Source organism: Streptomyces sp. NBC_01450, from assembly GCF_036227505.1.
GTDB lineage: Bacteria > Actinomycetota > Actinomycetes > Streptomycetales > Streptomycetaceae > Streptomyces.
This window is the reverse complement of record NZ_CP109480.1, coordinates 4,806,439-4,822,118: the sequence shown is the minus strand read 5'-3', so window position 1 is coordinate 4,822,118 and position 15,680 is coordinate 4,806,439. Positions and strand designations below refer to the sequence as shown.

The window sequence follows — 15,680 nt, the reverse complement described above, 5'->3', positions numbered from 1 at the left end:
GACCGGTGGGTTACGTCGGGTCCGAGGCCCCGTGGGTTACGTCGGGTCCAGGCCGTGGCTGCGCAGCCACGGCAGCGGGTCGATCGCCGAACCGCCCGCGGGGCGGACCTCGAAGTGCAGGTGCGGACCGGTCGAGTTGCCGGAGTTCCCGGAGAACGCGATCTGCTCACCGGCCTTCACGACCGTCCCCGACGGCACCTTGTAGCTGGAGAGGTGGCAGTACCAGGTCTCCGTGCCGTCCATCGCGGTGACGATCGCCATGTTCCCGTACGCGCTGTTCCACTGCGTCCGTACGGTGCCGTCCGTCGCGGCCATCACCGGCGTGCCGTACGACACCGGGAAGTCGATGCCCGTGTGTACGGACATCCAGTTGATGCCGGCCTGGCCGAAGTAGGCGCTGAGGCCCTTCTGGGTGACCGGGAGGACGAATTTCGGCCGCAGCCGCTCCTTGCGGGCCGCCTCCGCCGCCGCCTTCTGCTTCTCGGCAGCCTGCTGAGCCTTGAGGTCGATACGTTCCTGCGTCCGGCTGGCCCGGTCGGCGAAGTCGTCCGCGCCCGCCGAGAGGCTCTGGAGCTGGGTGTCCAGTTTGTTGTTGGCGGCCGACGGCTTCACCGCGGTCCCGTCGGACGCGCTGAGGGTCGTGTTGTCCTTGCTGTCGCTCCCGCCGATGGTGCCCACGGAGGCGGCGGCGATCCCCGCGACGCCCATCACACAGGCCGAGGGCACGGCGACGGTCAGCAAGGCGGAACGCTTCGCCGGGGTGCGCCGCCGGGAACGCGACGCGGACCGGTTCGCGGCACGGGGGGCCGGAACGACCTCCTCCATGTCCTCGAGCAGCGGCGCGTCCTGCGCGTCACCGGCGTCCTCGAACTCGCCCTCCGCGGCGCCGACTTCCTCGTACGACACCTGCTCGAAGGCCGAGGTCGCCTGCTGGTCGAAAGGCTGGTCGTCGACGTCGGACTCGGGCGCCTGCTGATGCTCGTAGGCCTCGGCGGCGATCTGCTGCTCGTACGACTCGGCCTGCTGGTGCTGCTCGTACCCGTCGTACGCGTCGTGTTCGCCCGCGGTGTTCCACTGCGTGGCGTCGTACGAGCCCGTCTCCTGGGTGTGCGCGGTCCACTGCTGGGTCTGGCCGGTCTGTTCGGCCTGTTGCCAGGCGGCCGCGTCCCACTGGCCGGTGGCCTCGGGGCCCGGGTGCTGCGCGGGGATGTCGGCGAGCTGCTGGTAACCGCTCGCCCAGGCGGCCGTGTCGTAGGCGCCGGTGTCGTACGCGGCCTGGTGCTGTGCGGCGTACGGGTCGTAGTGCGGCGTCTGATGGCTGCCGGTGTTCCACTGCGTGGCGTCGTACGAACCCGTGCCGTCGCCGCCCGACATGTCGCCGAAGAGGGGGTCGGCCGCGAAGGTCGACGTCTCGAAACCAGTGGTCTCGAAGCTTCCGGTCGCATACGTACCGGTGGAGGTGTAGCCGTCGTACGTGGTGAGGTCGCCGTACTGGGCTTCCTGGCCACCGTACGACCCATAGGGCGCCTCGGCGGCATCGGAGGCCGGAGCCGGGGGCGTTACGGTCCCCGACGGGTGACGGTCGTTCACCAACTTCTCTTTCGCCTCGACAACAGGGGCTGGCAGAGCAGTGCGGCGACTGTACCCGGCGGTACGCGGGCGCGACAATCTTCGGCAGGTTTCCTCCACTCGGGAAACGGGCATTCGGCCGTGTTTCGGGGGAGGGCGGGCACGGCTTTGGCCTGGCGTTCGATTGTCGTTCGATGTCGGGGGCGTTCTGTGGAGGCGTTACGCCACTGTCAGACCCCCGGTTTCGGCGGCGGGCGCGGCGGTGGGACGGGCCCGCGTCTCCTCGAAGTCGAGTGCCTGCCGTATGCCGGCGGCGACCGCGGGATGGACCGGCAGGGCGAGATGTCCGATACCGCTCACTTGGACGCTCTGAGCGAGCAGGTCCGGGTGATCGATGGAGGCGGTCTCCAGCGGGTCCATCAGATGGTCGAGGTCGCTCCAGAAGCTCACGAACTGCGTACGGCAGTCCGGCGCCGGCTTGCGCAGCTCCTCGATCACCTTGGAACCCGGTCGCATCTGACGGACGATCGGGTGCGCGTTCATCAGCGGAACGACCTTCGTGCCCGCGTGCGGAGTGCCGAGCGTGACCAGGGTGCGGACGCGCAGGTCCCCGCCGAGGCGCTGGACGTAGTAGCGGGCTATCAGTCCGCCGAGGCTGTGGCCCACTATGTCCACCTGATCGTGCCCGGTGCGCTCGCAGATGTCCTCTATGTGCCGTCCGAGCAGCTCCGCGGCGGTGCGGATGTCGTTCGTCAGCGGCGAGTAGTTGAGCGACTCGATGTGCTGCCTGCCGTGCTGGGCGAGGTTGCGGCGCAGCAGCACGAAGACCGAACGGTTGTCGATGAAGCCGTGCAGCAGCACGACCGGCGGCTTGGTCCCGGTGGGCAGCCGGGGCGCGTCGGGCAGCGGGAGCGCGGGGGTGCCGCGGCGCTCCTGGGCGATGCCGGACGGATAGAGGAGGAGGTGCCCGGCGAGGATGGCGATCTCCAGGGCCGTCGCCTTCAACAGGGCCACCGAGAGCCCGGTCAGTCTGCTGGGCAGCAGACGCTGACGCAGCGGGAGAAAGGGCAACTGGGCCCCGGTGACCTTCATGGCCGACCTCCAGTCGGCACGCGACGGGACCGCTCTGTCCCCCGTGTGCCCTCGTGGAAAGCCGCGGTGGTGGTGCCGGTGGCGATGGCGTGGGCGGTGGCCGACGGTGCGTCCGTGGCGCGTGGTGCGCCGGTGACGCGACGGGATTCCCTGCCGTCGTGCTCCCGCCGGTGCGCCGCACCGCCGCCGCGCGTCCCTGATGCGACGGTGGTACTGCCACCTGCTGGCGGCTCTCCTTGCGCAGGCTCCAGTCGCGGTCCGCGCGTCGCAGATCCCTGCGGCGCGTGTGCCGCAGAGTCGCGGAGCGGTGCGCGGCGAATGTGTCCCACCGTGTGATTTCCCCCTCGCTCTTCAGCGGGAAACTGCGGTTTGCACGGATCTGACGATAACGTTCGTTCACTTCCCCGGCCGGTGCGGCGCGGGGCGGTCGATGTAGTCCGTTCATGGAGGCAGTGATGGGTGTGGCAGCCGGTCCGATCCGCGTGGTGGTGGCCAAGCCGGGGCTCGACGGCCACGATCGCGGGGCCAAGGTGATCGCGCGGGCGCTGCGCGACGCCGGTATGGAGGTCATCTACACCGGGCTTCACCAGACCCCGGAGCAGATCGTCGACACCGCGATCCAGGAGGACGCCGACGCGATCGGCCTGTCGATCCTCTCCGGCGCCCACAACACGCTGTTCGCCGCCGTCATCGACCTCCTCAAGGAGCGCGACGCGGAGGACATCAAGGTCTTCGGCGGCGGGATCATCCCCGAGGCGGACATCGCGCCGCTCAAGGAGAAGGGCGTCGCCGAGATCTTCACGCCGGGAGCGACGACCGCGTCGATCGTGGAGTGGGTACGGGCGAACGTGCGCCAGCCGACGGGCGCGTAGCGCCTCTCCGGCAGGGGAGCGGTCCCCAAGGCCCGTGGGGCGGCTGCGGTTGGGTGGGGCCTGGTCGCGCAGTTCCCCGCGCCCCTCGAGGGGCGCTCCTGTCAGCGCGGGCCCGTACCATCCAGCTCCGAGGACATCACCGCGCGCAGACGCAGTGTGGTGACAAGGCGCTGGAAAGCCTCCGCCCAGTAGCCACCCGCGCCGGGGGCCGCGTTCTCCGGCTCGTCGGCCACCGCCGTGAGTCCCTCCAGCCGACCCGCCTCCGCAGGATCCAGACACCGCTCGGCCAGCCCCATCACCCCACTGAAACTCCACGGATAACTCCCCGCGTCCCGCGCGATATTGAGCGCGTCGACCACCGCCCGGCCCAGGGGCCCCGCCCACGGCACCGCACAGACCCCGAGCAACTGGAACGCCTCGGACAACCCGTGCGTGGCGATGAACCCCGCCACCCACTCGGCCCGCTCGGCGGCGCCCAACGTGGCGAGCAGCTTCGACCGCTCCGCCAGCGACACCGCCCCCGGCCCGCCGGCCTCCGGAGCCGACGGCGCGCCGAGGAGCGCCCGGGACCACCCCGGGTCCCGCTGCCGCACCGCCGCCCGGCACCACGCGGCATGCAGCTCGCCCTGCCAGTCGTCTGCCACCGGAAGCGCCACGATCTCCTCCGGCGTACGTCCGCCGAGCCGCCGCGACCAGGTCCCGAGCGACGCCGATTCGACCAACTGTCCCAGCCACCATGACCGTTCCCCTCGTCCCGCCGGAGGCTTCGGTACAACACCGTCGCGCTCCATGCTCGCGTCGCACTCGTGCGGCGCCTCGACGACGATCGAGGGCGCGCCCCGCGTACGGTCGACGGCCACGCACGAACCGGCCCGCGCCGCCATCCGCGCGGCGAGCGCCGAACCGGGCAGCGCGGACAGCAGTTCCGCCGCGGTGGCCCGGACGTTGCGGCTCCGGTCGGCGAGCGCCCGCTCCAGGAACGGTTCGTCCGCCGCGCACAGCCCGGAGCGCAGGGAGTCGAGGAACATCAGCCGGTCCTCGGCCCGCTCGGTCGCCCAGCTGGTGGCGAGCAGCTCGCGCGCGGCCGTGGGGTCCTGGGCCCGTATCGACGTGAGCAGCGCGACGCGCTCGGCGAAGAGGCCCTCCTGCCAGAGCTGTTGCGCGCGGCCGGGGTCCTCGGGGCCGGGCAGCGCGGTGCCGCCGCCGGGCAGCGAACGCAGTGCGAAGCGCCAGTCCGGATTCAGCCGGGCGAGCCACAGGGCACGCGGCCCGGCGAAGGCCAGGGCCGCAGGCCGCAGGTCCGTACGGCCCCGGGCCGCGTCGAGGAGCGCGGGCAGCGCTTCCGGGGGCGGCGCGAAACCCCGCGCGTTCGCCAGCGCGAGCCACTGCGGCAGCAGCTCCATGAGGTCGGGTGCCGTGCCTCTGCGGCCGCCGCCTCCCGCGCCGGGCCGGTCCGCCAGCAGCGTCACGAGTCGGCGCGCCGCGGCGGGCGGGAGGACGGGGCGTGGGTCGGGTGCGGCGGGCTCGGGCCGGGCGGCCGCCCGAGCGGCCCGCACCCCGGCCCGCCGCCGCAGGGTCTCCACGGCTGCCGCGTCCAGCAGGGCCACCGGTGCCGCACGCCCGGCGGCCCAGGCCGGAGGGGGGCGCCGCTCGGTCCCGAGCAGGGCCGTCGTGACGAGCTCCTCCCAGGAACCCCCGACGGGCGCGCCCGCGGCAGCGGAGGTCGTGTTCATGAGCGTCCTTTCCGTGGAGAGGTGACGCCGGGGGCCGTGCCGGTGGTGCGGGTGGTTCCAGTGGTGCGGGTGGTGGCGGTGGTTCCAGTAGTGCGAGTAGTGCGAGTAGTGCGAATGGTGCCGGTGGTCAGCACAGCGACACCGGCTCTCCGTCGCCCTCCGGCCAGGCCGTCAGGGGAGTGAAGCCGCGGTGGCCGCACTCTCCGAAGACCGTGACGGGCGCGCCGCCGGAGAGGGCGGCGAGGCGCCACAGGCCGGGACGGGAGAGAGGGGAAGGGGTGGTCGGGAGTCCGAAGTCGCCGTCAGCATCCGCGAGTTGCCAGGTGTCATCGTCGGGGGTGGGTATCACCCGGGCCAGCGTGACCGGGTGGGAGTCGAGCCAGGGGTCGGCCCGCAGAGCTTCGCCGAAGCGGGCCGCGGCCTCGGGAGTGGTCAGCCCCGGTGGACGGATGCGCGTGGGGGCGGCTGGCGTGAACCGCTCGCCCAGGGCCGCCCGGAGCTGTCCGGCGCCCGGGTAGGCCGTCACCTCCGCCTCGAAGGCCAGTCCCACCGGGAGCGTCAGCTCCGGCGCACGGCCGGCGGCCCCATAGGAGAGGAGCAGCGCGGTGCGGTCGGTCTGCGCGCCGTACAGCCAGATCCTGCGGGTCGTGAGCCGGGTGTCCGCCGTGTCGTACTGGGCGAGCACCAGCCAGCGGTCACGCACCGGCGGCCCGTCCGCCGAACCGGGCAGCCCCACCCGCGAGCGAACCGTCGCCGCCAGGTCGTCCGGCAGCCGCTCACGGCGCAGCCAGCCCTGGTCGAGCAGGTGGAGCAGCGCGCACTCCTCCAGCAGCCGCACCGGCCAGCCGGGCCCGGAGGAGGGAATCGCCCCCAATTCCCTGACCCGCGCGGCCAGTCCGGGCGCCTGCGCGTCGACCATGCGAGCCGCCGTCTCCTCCCACATCCCGTAGCCCGCCCGCTCGGCCGACGCGAGGCCGCCCCGCAGCAGGTCCGCCAACCGCTGCTCCAGCTCCGCCGCCCCCGCGGTGATCCGCTCGGCCCGCCGCTCCGCCCTGCGCCGCGCCGCCTCGGGATTGCCCGGTGACGCCGTCCCAGATGCCCCGCCCGTCGTCCCCTTCTCCGCCGCTCGCTCTCGTCTCCCCTCTATCCACCGCTCCGCCCAGTCCGGCGCCCGCCCCCGCGACACCGAACCGTCCTCGCCCGCCCAGAGCAGCAGCAGTCCCAACGCGTGCTTGCACGGGAACTTCCGACTCGGGCAACTGCACGTGTACGCGGGCCCGGTGGAGTCCGCGATGTCGATGACCGTCTGATAAGGCCTGCTGCCACTTCCCCTGCACAGTCCCCATACCGTCCCCTCGTCAGAACTGCCTGCCTCCGACCACGGCCCGGCCGCGCCGAGCTTGCTGCCCGCCGTACGTGACGCGGCATCAGGCGCCAGTGCCAGCACCTGATCCGCCGTCCAGCGCACCCCCTGCTGAGTCATGTCATCGAAGGTAGGTCCCGCCACTGACAATCGGCCTTCGCGAGCGTATTTGCGCAGTTCAGAGCGCATTGTCAGTGGCGTGGTGCACGGTGGAACCAGATCCGAACCGGCCGAGCTGGAGGGGGAGCGAGCCATGTCCGTGCCCGTTGAGTCCGCTGAACCGACGACCGTCCGTCCGCCCGTGAGCGAGGGCATGGGCGAGGGCGTGAGCGAGAGTGCGGGCGAGGCACTGCGGCCACATGCCGAGCACGCCTTCGCGGCCGAACTCACCGCGCTGGCCGCGCAGGACGACCGGCCGCGCCCCGCCCGCTGGCGGCTGTCGCCATGGGCGGTGGCGACCTATCTGCTGGGCGGCACACTGCCGGACGGCACGGTGATCACACCGAAGTACGTGGGACCGCGCCGCATCGTTGAGGTCGCCGTCACCACGCTCGCCACCGACCGCGCGCTGCTCCTGCTCGGCGTGCCCGGTACGGCCAAGACCTGGGTGTCCGAGCACCTGGCCGCGGCGGTCAGCGGCGACTCGACCCTGCTGGTGCAGGGCACGGCCGGCACACCGGAGGAGGCGATCCGCTACGGCTGGAACTACGCGCAGCTGCTCGCGCACGGCCCCAGCCGGGACGCGCTCGTGCCGAGCCCGGTCATGCGGGCCATGGCCGAGGGCATGACGGCCCGCGTCGAGGAGCTGACCCGCATCCCGGCGGACGTGCAGGACACGCTGATCACGATCCTGTCGGAAAAGGTGCTGCCGATACCGGAGTTGGGCCAGGAGGTGCAGGCCGTCCGCGGCTTCAACGTGATCGCCACCGCCAACGACCGCGACCGCGGGGTGAACGAGCTGTCCAGCGCCCTGCGCCGCCGCTTCAACACGGTGGTGCTGCCCCTGCCGGAGAGCGCGGACGCCGAGGTCGACATCGTCTCGCGGCGTGTCGACCAGATCGGCCGCTCGCTCGACCTGCCCGCCGTACCCGAGGGCATCGACGAGATCCGCCGTGTCGTCACCGTCTTCCGCGAGCTGCGCGACGGGGTCACGGCGGACGGGCGGACGAAGCTGAAGTCGCCCAGCGGCACACTGTCCACCGCCGAGGCGATCTCCGTCGTCACGGGCGGCCTCGCTCTGGCGGCCCACTTCGGCGACGGTGTCCTTCGCGCGTCCGACGTGGCGGCCGGCATCCTCGGCGCCGTCGTCCGCGATCCGGCCGCCGACCGAGTCATCTGGCAGGAGTACCTGGAGGCGGTCGTCCGCGAGCGGGACGGCTGGAAGGATTTCTACCGGGCCTGCCGGGAGGTGAGCGCATGACGACCTCCACGGCGGGGCCGTTGCTGCTGGGGGTGCGGCATCACGGCCCGGGGTCGGCCCGCGCCGTGCGGGCCGCACTGGAGGCGGCGACGCCCGAGGTCGTACTGATCGAGGGACCCCCGGAGGCGGACGCGCTCATCCCGCTCGCCGCCGAGAAGGACATGCGTCCTCCCGTCGCGCTCCTCGCCCATGTCGTGGACGAGCCCGGCCGCTCCGCCTTCTGGCCGCTGGCCGAGTTCTCCCCCGAGTGGGTGGCGGTCCGCTGGGCCCTGGAGCACGGAGTCCCGGCCCGCTTCATCGACCTCCCGGCGACCCACACGCTGGCCTGGGGGAAGGAAGAGGACAAGGAGGTAGGCGCATCCGACCGTCCCGTCGGCGCGGATGTGCGGATCGACCCCTTGGCCGTACTCGCGGAGACGGCGGGTTACGACGATCCCGAGCGCTGGTGGGAGGACGTGGTCGAGCACCGGGGCGGGGCCGGGAGCGGGGCCGACCCGTTCGCGCCGTTCACCGCGCTCGAGGAGGCGATGGGGGCGTTGCGAGAGGTCTACGGGGTCGGGGGACACGACCGGGACCTGGTGCGCGAGGCGTACATGCGGCTCCAGGTGCGGGCGGCACAGCGGGAGTTCGGGGACGGGGCGGCCGTGGTGTGCGGGGCCTGGCACGTGCCGGCGCTGCGGCGAAGGACCACGGTGGCCGCCGATCGGGCGCTGCTCAAGGGGCTGCCCAAGGCCAAGGTCGACATGACGTGGGTGCCGTGGACGCACCGACGGCTGTCGCGGGTCAGTGGGTACGGCGCGGGCATCGACTCGCCGGGTTGGTACGGGCATCTGTTCGCCGCCCCGGACCGTCCCGTCGAGCGCTGGATGACGAAGGTGGCGCGGCTGCTGCGCGACGAGGACCGCATGGTGTCGTCCGCGCACGTCATCGAGGCGGTACGACTGGCCGACACCCTCGCCGCGATGCGAGGTCGCCCGCTGCCCGGGCTGACCGAGGCCACCGATGCCGTACGGGCCGTGATGTGCGAGGGCTCGGACGTGCCGCTGGGGCTCGTGCACGACCGACTTGTTGTCGGCGATGTGCTGGGCGAGGTACCTCAGGCCGCCCCCGCGGTGCCGTTGCAGCGCGACCTCGCGCGTGTGCAGAAGCGGCTGCGGCTCAAACCAGAGCCGCTGGAGCGGGAGTTGGAGCTGGATCTGCGGGGCGAGACCGACGCCGGGCGGAGCAGACTCCTGCACCGGCTGCGGCTGCTCGGCATCGCCTGGGGCGAACCCACCGCCTCGCGCGGCAGCACCGGCACCTTCCGGGAGACCTGGCGGCTGCGCTGGGAGCCGGAGCTGTACGTGCGGGTCGCCGAGGCCGGGGTCTGGGGTACGACGGTGCTGTCGGCGGCGACCGGCAAGGCCGAGGCCGACACCGTCGCCGCGCACGCCCTGGCCGACGTCACGGCCCTGGCCGAGCGCTGTCTGCTAGCCGAACTCCCGGACGCGCTGCCCGTGGTGATGCGGGTCCTCGCCGACCGGGCGGCGCTGGACGCGGATGTCGGCCACCTCGCCCAGGCCCTGCCCGCGCTCGTCCGCTCCCTGCGGTACGGCGATGTGCGCGGCACGGACACACACGCCCTCACGGACGTCGCCGTGGGCCTCGCCGAGCGGATCTTCGTCGGGCTGCCACCGGCCTGCACGGCCCTGGACGCGGAGGCCGCCGAGCACATGCGAGGCCATGTGGACGCGGTGCACGGCGCGGTGGGCTTGCTGGGGGAGCCGGGCACGGTGTCCTCCGGAGGGATACGCGAGCGCTGGCACTCCGTACTCCGGGTGCTGAGCGGACGGGACACCGTGCCGGGGGTGATCCGTGGGCGGGCGGTACGACTGCTCCTGGACGACGGGGAGTTGGAGCAGGACGAGGCCGCGCGGCTCATGGGGCTCGTGCTGTCGCCGGGTACGGAGCCGGGGGACGCGGCCGCGTGGGTCGAGGGGTTCGTCGGCGGTGGCTCCGGGGGCGGGATGCTGCTCGTGCACGACGAGCGGCTGCTCGCTCTGGTGGACGCGTGGCTGACCGGGGTGCCGGCGGAGGCGTTCACCGATGTGCTGCCGCTGCTGCGGCGCACGTTCTCGGCGTACGAGGCCGGGGTGCGCAGAACGCTGGGCGAGCTGGTCCGGCGCGGCCCGGGGGCGCGGGGGAGCGCCGAGGCCGCCGCCTCCGGCATACCCGGGTTCGCTCCCGACCTCGACCCCGAGCGCGCCGACGCGGTCCTGCCGGTGCTGAGCCTGCTGCTGGGGCTGGACGAGTCCTACGACGACGCCTTTGCGGGGGTGGCCCGATGACAGCGACACCTGGGGAAGCGACCGGAACCAAGGACATCACCAACGCCACTGACGCCGTCGACGCCACTGAGATCACCGACGAGCGGTTGCGGCGGTGGCGGCTCGTGCTCGGGGGCGAGGAGGCGGACGGCACCGGATGCGTGCTCGCGGGGCAGGACGCGGCGATGGACATGGCGCTCACCGCGTTGTACGGGAAGGACGGCAAGGGGCGGTCGGGGCGGGATCGTTCGGCGGGGCTCGGAACGTCGGCACCGTCCGTCGCGCGCTGGCTCGGTGACATCCGGACGTACTTCCCCTCGTCCGTCGTGCAGGTGATGCAGCGGGACGCCATCGACCGGCTCGGGCTGTCCACCCTGCTCCTTGAGCCCGAGATGCTGGAGGCGGTGGAGGCCGATGTGCACCTGGTCGGCACGCTGCTCTCCCTCAACAAGGTCATGCCGGAGACGACGAAGGAAACGGCACGGGCCGTCGTGCGCAAGGTGGTCGAGGATCTGGAGAAGCGGCTCGCCAGCCGTACCCGGGCCACCCTCACCGGCGCCCTCGACCGCAGTACGCGTGTCAGCAGGCCTCGTCACCAGGACATCGACTGGAACCGCACGATCGCGGCGAACCTGAAGCACTACCTGCCCGAGTACCGCACGATCGTGCCCGAGCGGCTGATCGGCTACGGGCGTGCTTCACAGTCCGTGAAGAAGGAGGTCATCCTCTGCGTCGACCAGTCGGGATCGATGGCGGCGTCCGTCGTCTACGCGTCCGTGTTCGGTGCCGTCCTCGCGTCGATGCGGTCCATCGCCACCCGGCTCGTCGTCTTCGACACGGCCGTCGTCGACCTGACCGACCAGCTCGACGACCCGGTCGACGTCCTCTTCGGCACCCAGTTGGGCGGCGGTACGGACATCAACAGGGCACTCGCGTACTGCCAGTCGCAGATCACCCGGCCCGCCGACGCGGTGGTCGTGCTCATCAGCGACCTCTACGAAGGGGGCATACGTGACGAGATGCTCAAGCGGGTCGCGGCGATGAAGGCGTCGGGAGTGCAGTTCGTGACGCTGCTGGCGCTGTCCGACGAAGGGGCGCCCGCGTACGACCGCGAGCACGCGGCGGCGCTCGCGGCGCTGGACGCACCGGCGTTCGCCTGTACGCCCGACCTGTTTCCCGAGGTGATGGCGGCGGCGATCGAGAAGCGCCCGCTTCCGATACCGGACGCCGCGTGAGGAGATGCGAGGAGACGTGAGGAGAGATGCGGGGAGCGGGCGCAGGCGGCGGACGGAAGTGTCATGCCCTCGTCGTCGCGCCCGGCGTGCGGCGTGGGGACGCCGGGTCCTCGATATCGAACTGACGTTTAGAGGCGGAACGGCTCTGCTCCGCCGTTCGGACCTGCCCCGGTCGGTCGTGGCGGGTGTCGGAGGCAGTGCCACCTGTTTGGCCTATGGCGTGGCCGAGTCCGCTGCCGACCGACCGACTCCGCGGGGCCGCGGCCCCGGACGGCCGAAATCCATCCGCCGTGGCCGACCGAAACCCCGCGGACGGGGAGGGTGGTCCCCATGGGGGTGGGGGCCACCCTCCCCGGGCCCCTGGGGGGCTGTTCGAGGGGCCTCACCAGGCAAACCCCAGCCCGGTGAGGTCCTGTGAAGGCCGGATCTGTGACAGGTATCACCGCTCAGGTGTGACCTGCGATTTAGGGACCCACGTCCTGCGGCGATAACCTGCGAGACGGACATGCCGCGCGCTCGGACACCGTGTGCGCCACCCTTGTGACAGCGGACGTCACGTTGCCCTTCGCGGCACGCCCACGCATCCAACGAACCGCGAGATCACTGATAGGGACGGACGCGCGTGGACCTGTTCGAGTACCAGGCGAGGGACCTCTTCGCCAAGCACGGTGTACCGGTGCTGGCCGGTGAAGTCATTGACACGCCTGAGGCAGCCCGCGAGGCGACCGAGCGTCTTGGCGGCAAGTCCGTCGTCAAGGCCCAGGTGAAGGTCGGTGGCCGCGGGAAGGCCGGCGGCGTCAAGCTCGCCGCCACCCCGGACGAGGCCGTCGCCCGCGCGACGGACATCCTCGGCATGGACATCAAGGGCCACACGGTCCACAAGGTGATGATCGCCGAGACCGCGCCCGAGATCGCCGAGGAGTACTACGTCTCGTACCTCCTCGACCGCACCAACCGCACCTTCCTCGCCATGGCGTCCGTCCAGGGCGGCGTGGAGATCGAGGTCGTCGCGGAGGAGAACCCCGAGGCCCTCGCGAAGGTCCCGGTCGACGCCAACGAGGGCGTCTCGATCGAGAAGGCCCGCGAGATCGTCGCCCAGGCGAAGTTCCCGGCCGAGGTCGCGGAGCAGGTCGCCGAGATCCTGGTGACGCTGTGGGACACCTTCATCAAGGAGGACGCCCTCCTAGTCGAGGTGAACCCGCTCGCCAAGGTCGCCGACGGCCGCGTCATCGCGCTCGACGGCAAGGTGTCGCTGGACGAGAACGCCGAGTTCCGTCAGCCGGACCACGAGGCGCTCGTCGACCACGCGGCGGCCAACCCGCTCGAGGCCGCGGCCAAGGCCAAGAACCTCAACTACGTCAAGCTCGACGGCGAGGTCGGCATCATCGGCAACGGCGCGGGTCTCGTCATGAGCACCCTGGACGTCGTCGCGTACGCCGGTGAGAACCACGGCGGCGTCAAGCCCGCCAACTTCCTCGACATCGGTGGCGGCGCCTCCGCCGCGGTGATGGCGAACGGCCTGGAGATCATCCTCGGCGACCCGGACGTCAAGTCCGTCTTCGTCAACGTCTTCGGTGGCATCACCGCCTGTGACGAGGTCGCCAACGGCATCGTCCAGGCGCTCCAGCTGCTCAAGGACAAGGGCGAGGAAGTCACCAAGCCGCTCGTCGTGCGTCTGGACGGCAACAACGCCGAGCTGGGTCGCAAGATCCTGTCGGACGCCAACCACCCGCTGGTCCAGCGTGTGGACACCATGGACGGCGCGGCCGACAAGGCCGCCGAGCTCGCGGCTGCGAAGTAAGGGACGAGGGAAACAACCGCCATGGCTATCTTCCTCAACAAGGACAGCAAGGTCATCGTCCAGGGCATGACCGGTGCCACGGGCATGAAGCACACCAAGCTCATGCTGGCCGACGGCACGAACATCGTCGGTGGCGTGAACCCGCGCAAGGCGGGCACGTCCGTCGACATCGACGGCACCGAGATCCCGGTCTTCGGCACGGTCGCCGAGGCCATGGAGAAGACGGGCGCCAACGTGTCCGTCCTCTTCGTGCCGCCGGCGTTCGCCAAGGCCGCCGTCGTCGAGGCGATCGACGCGGAGATCCCCCTCGCGGTCGTCATCACCGAGGGCATCGCCGTCCACGACTCCGCCGCCTTCTGGGCGTACGCGAAGTCGAAGGGCAACAAGACCCGCATCATCGGCCCGAACTGCCCCGGTCTCATCACCCCGGGCCAGTCGAACGCCGGCATCATCCCGGGCGACATCACGAAGCCGGGCCGCATCGGCCTGGTCTCGAAGTCCGGCACGCTGACGTACCAGATGATGTACGAGCTCCGTGACATCGGCTTCTCGTCCGCCGTCGGCATCGGTGGCGACCCGGTCATCGGCACGACGCACATCGACGCGCTCGCCGCGTTCGAGGCCGACCCCGACACCGACCTGATCGTGATGATCGGCGAGATCGGTGGCGACGCCGAGGAGCGTGCGGCGGACTTCATCGCGAAGAACGTGACGAAGCCGGTCGTCGGCTACGTCGCCGGCTTCACCGCGCCCGAGGGCAAGACCATGGGCCACGCCGGCGCCATCGTCTCCGGCTCCTCCGGCACGGCCGCCGCGAAGAAGGAGGCCCTCGAGGCCGCCGGCGTCAAGGTCGGCAAGACGCCGACCGAGACGGCGAAGCTGGCCCGCGAGATCCTCGCCGGCTGACCTTCACCAAGCCGAACGGGCTCGCATCCCCGCACGGGGGTGCGAGCCCGTCGTCGTACCCGGCTCAGCCCGGCTCCGGAACCAGCCGCTGCGGACCGCTGACCGTCTCACTCTTGAGCTTGGCGCGCAGTGCCAGCTCCTCCGCGGACAGCGGCCCCGGCGCGACCCGGGGTGGTACTCCTTGCACCGTGGTGCCGGGCGCCAGCGGCGGCTCGTAGTGGTCCGGGGCCGTGCGCAGCGTCAGCGTCGTGACGCCGATGAGGACGACCGTGAAGGCGATGGCGGCGCTGGTCCAGTGCCGGGCCCGCTGCTCCCCGCCCCAGCGAACCATGGTGGGTCTCGCGGGGCGCAGCCGCTGCGTGGAGGCGACCTGGGCGAGCCGCCGGTGCAACTCCTCCGGTACCGCCAGTTCCGGCAGCCGCGCGGCCACGGCCTCTCGCGCGCGCAGCAGCCGGTTGGCCGCCGCGGGCGTGCTCGCCTCCGTCTCGGCCGCGGTCTCCGGCAGGTCGAGACCGACCCCGTCGTAGAGCAGCAGGGTCCGCCGGTACACGGGCGGCAGCGTCAGGAGTACGTCGAGCAGCGCGCGGTCCGCGGGGGCGGTGGGCGGCGGCTCCGGGTTGCGGTGCCGGGGGCGCAGCCGGTGCCAGGGCGAGAGCGCGAACTCGTACGCCGTCGCCCGCACCCACCCCGCCGGATCCCGGTCCAGGGCCACCTCGGGCCAGCGGTGCCAGGCCAGCTGGAAGGCCCGCTCCACCGACTCGCGCGCCAGCTCGCGCCGCCCGGTGAGCAGATAGGTCTGCCGTGCGAGGGCGGGGGCGCAGAACGCGTAGAGGGCGTCGAAGGCCTGATCGGGTGTCAGGGGGGCCGAAAGGGGTTCGAGCGGGGGTTGGAGCTCGGGTCGGAGTGCGGGGCGGAGCTCGGGGTCGCGTTCGGGCTCGGGTTCGTGGGCGATTTCGGAGGTGGACGGGGCTTCGGGGGGCGGCTCAGGGGCGGGTTCGGCGCGGTCGGGAGACGCCTGTACGGGGCCCGTGGCGGCGCCGACCAGGGCGGGAGCCGAGTTCTCCTGATGGGCGGTCATCTCAGTGCCCGTCAGCAGCCGCACGTACGCCTCCCGTTTGTGGCCGCGCGGCGTCGTACGGCCGTTCTCCCACGAGCGCACCGTCGCACGGGTGACGCCCACCGCGGCCGCGACGTCGTCCTGGCTCAGCGACTTGGCCTCGCGCAGGCGGCGGCGCTCCTTGGGGGAGGGCAGCGGGGTCGCAGGGGTGCGTGTCATGTCGGACCCCACAGGGTGCCCCTCAGTACGAAAAAGTACATAGCTGCATATTGAGCGACACATCCGAGCTTCGCCTGTTACGACGAGAAAGCGCGTGTCGTTGGGAG

General features: G+C 71.9%; 11 protein-coding genes. 6 read left to right on the top strand and 5 right to left on the bottom strand.

What is annotated here, in order from left to right; genetic code table 11:
* Positions 1 to 36: 36 nt before the first annotated feature.
* Together OG568_RS21440 and OG568_RS21435 are read right to left on the bottom strand one after the other, a co-directional pair.
* The gene (locus tag OG568_RS21440; RefSeq protein ID WP_443077715.1) at positions 37 to 1,704 is read right to left on the bottom strand and encodes a M23 family metallopeptidase; all 1,668 of its coding nucleotides are present in this window, start codon (positions 1,702 to 1,704) and stop codon (positions 37 to 39) included.
* Positions 1,705 to 1,788: 84 nt separating this feature from the next.
* Positions 1,789 to 2,661, bottom strand: a complete 873-nt coding sequence (locus tag OG568_RS21435) for an esterase/lipase family protein (RefSeq protein WP_329532759.1) — start codon at positions 2,659 to 2,661, stop codon at positions 1,789 to 1,791.
* A gap of 455 nt (positions 2,662 to 3,116) precedes the next feature.
* On the opposite strand from OG568_RS21435, the gene OG568_RS21430 reads away from it, so the two are divergent.
* Positions 3,117 to 3,533: a cobalamin B12-binding domain-containing protein gene (locus tag OG568_RS21430; RefSeq protein ID WP_266436968.1), complete on the top strand. Its 417-nt coding sequence runs from the start codon at positions 3,117 to 3,119 to the stop codon at positions 3,531 to 3,533.
* Between the two features lie 101 nt (positions 3,534 to 3,634).
* On the opposite strand, the gene OG568_RS21425 is transcribed toward OG568_RS21430, so the two are convergent.
* Positions 3,635 to 5,266: a DUF5691 domain-containing protein gene (locus tag OG568_RS21425; RefSeq protein ID WP_329532758.1), complete on the bottom strand. Its 1,632-nt coding sequence runs from the start codon at positions 5,264 to 5,266 to the stop codon at positions 3,635 to 3,637.
* A gap of 127 nt (positions 5,267 to 5,393) precedes the next feature.
* Positions 5,394 to 6,749, bottom strand: a complete 1,356-nt coding sequence (locus OG568_RS21420) for an SWIM zinc finger family protein (protein ID WP_329532757.1) — start codon at positions 6,747 to 6,749, stop codon at positions 5,394 to 5,396.
* A 133-nt stretch (positions 6,750 to 6,882) separates the two neighbouring features.
* Between OG568_RS21420 and OG568_RS21415 the strand changes: the two genes are divergently transcribed.
* From OG568_RS21415 to sucD, 5 genes are all read left to right on the top strand, one after another.
* Positions 6,883 to 8,049, top strand: coding sequence for an ATP-binding protein (locus OG568_RS21415; RefSeq protein WP_266584973.1), 1,167 nt, complete (start codon positions 6,883 to 6,885; stop codon positions 8,047 to 8,049).
* Positions 8,046 to 10,376 (top strand): DUF5682 family protein, encoded by a 2,331-nt coding sequence (locus tag OG568_RS21410; RefSeq protein ID WP_329532756.1) that lies wholly within the window; start codon positions 8,046 to 8,048, stop codon positions 10,374 to 10,376. The genes OG568_RS21415 and OG568_RS21410 overlap by 4 nt, the downstream gene beginning before the upstream one ends.
* Entirely contained in the window at positions 10,373 to 11,590 is a 1,218-nt protein-coding gene (locus OG568_RS21405) for a VWA domain-containing protein (RefSeq protein WP_329532755.1), read from the top strand. Before OG568_RS21410 ends, OG568_RS21405 begins: the two co-directional genes overlap by 4 nt.
* A 622-nt stretch (positions 11,591 to 12,212) precedes the next feature.
* Positions 12,213 to 13,391: an ADP-forming succinate--CoA ligase subunit beta gene (sucC, locus tag OG568_RS21400; protein WP_266436951.1), complete on the top strand. Its 1,179-nt coding sequence runs from the start codon at positions 12,213 to 12,215 to the stop codon at positions 13,389 to 13,391.
* A gap of 21 nt (positions 13,392 to 13,412) precedes the next feature.
* Positions 13,413 to 14,297 (top strand): succinate--CoA ligase subunit alpha, encoded by an 885-nt coding sequence (sucD, locus tag OG568_RS21395; RefSeq protein WP_060901445.1) that lies wholly within the window; start codon positions 13,413 to 13,415, stop codon positions 14,295 to 14,297.
* A gap of 64 nt (positions 14,298 to 14,361) precedes the next feature.
* Here the strand turns inward: sucD and OG568_RS21390 are convergent, their stop codons facing one another.
* Positions 14,362 to 15,573, bottom strand: coding sequence for a sigma factor-like helix-turn-helix DNA-binding protein (locus OG568_RS21390; protein WP_329532754.1), 1,212 nt, complete (start codon positions 15,571 to 15,573; stop codon positions 14,362 to 14,364).
* Positions 15,574 to 15,680: the final 107 nt, after the last annotated feature.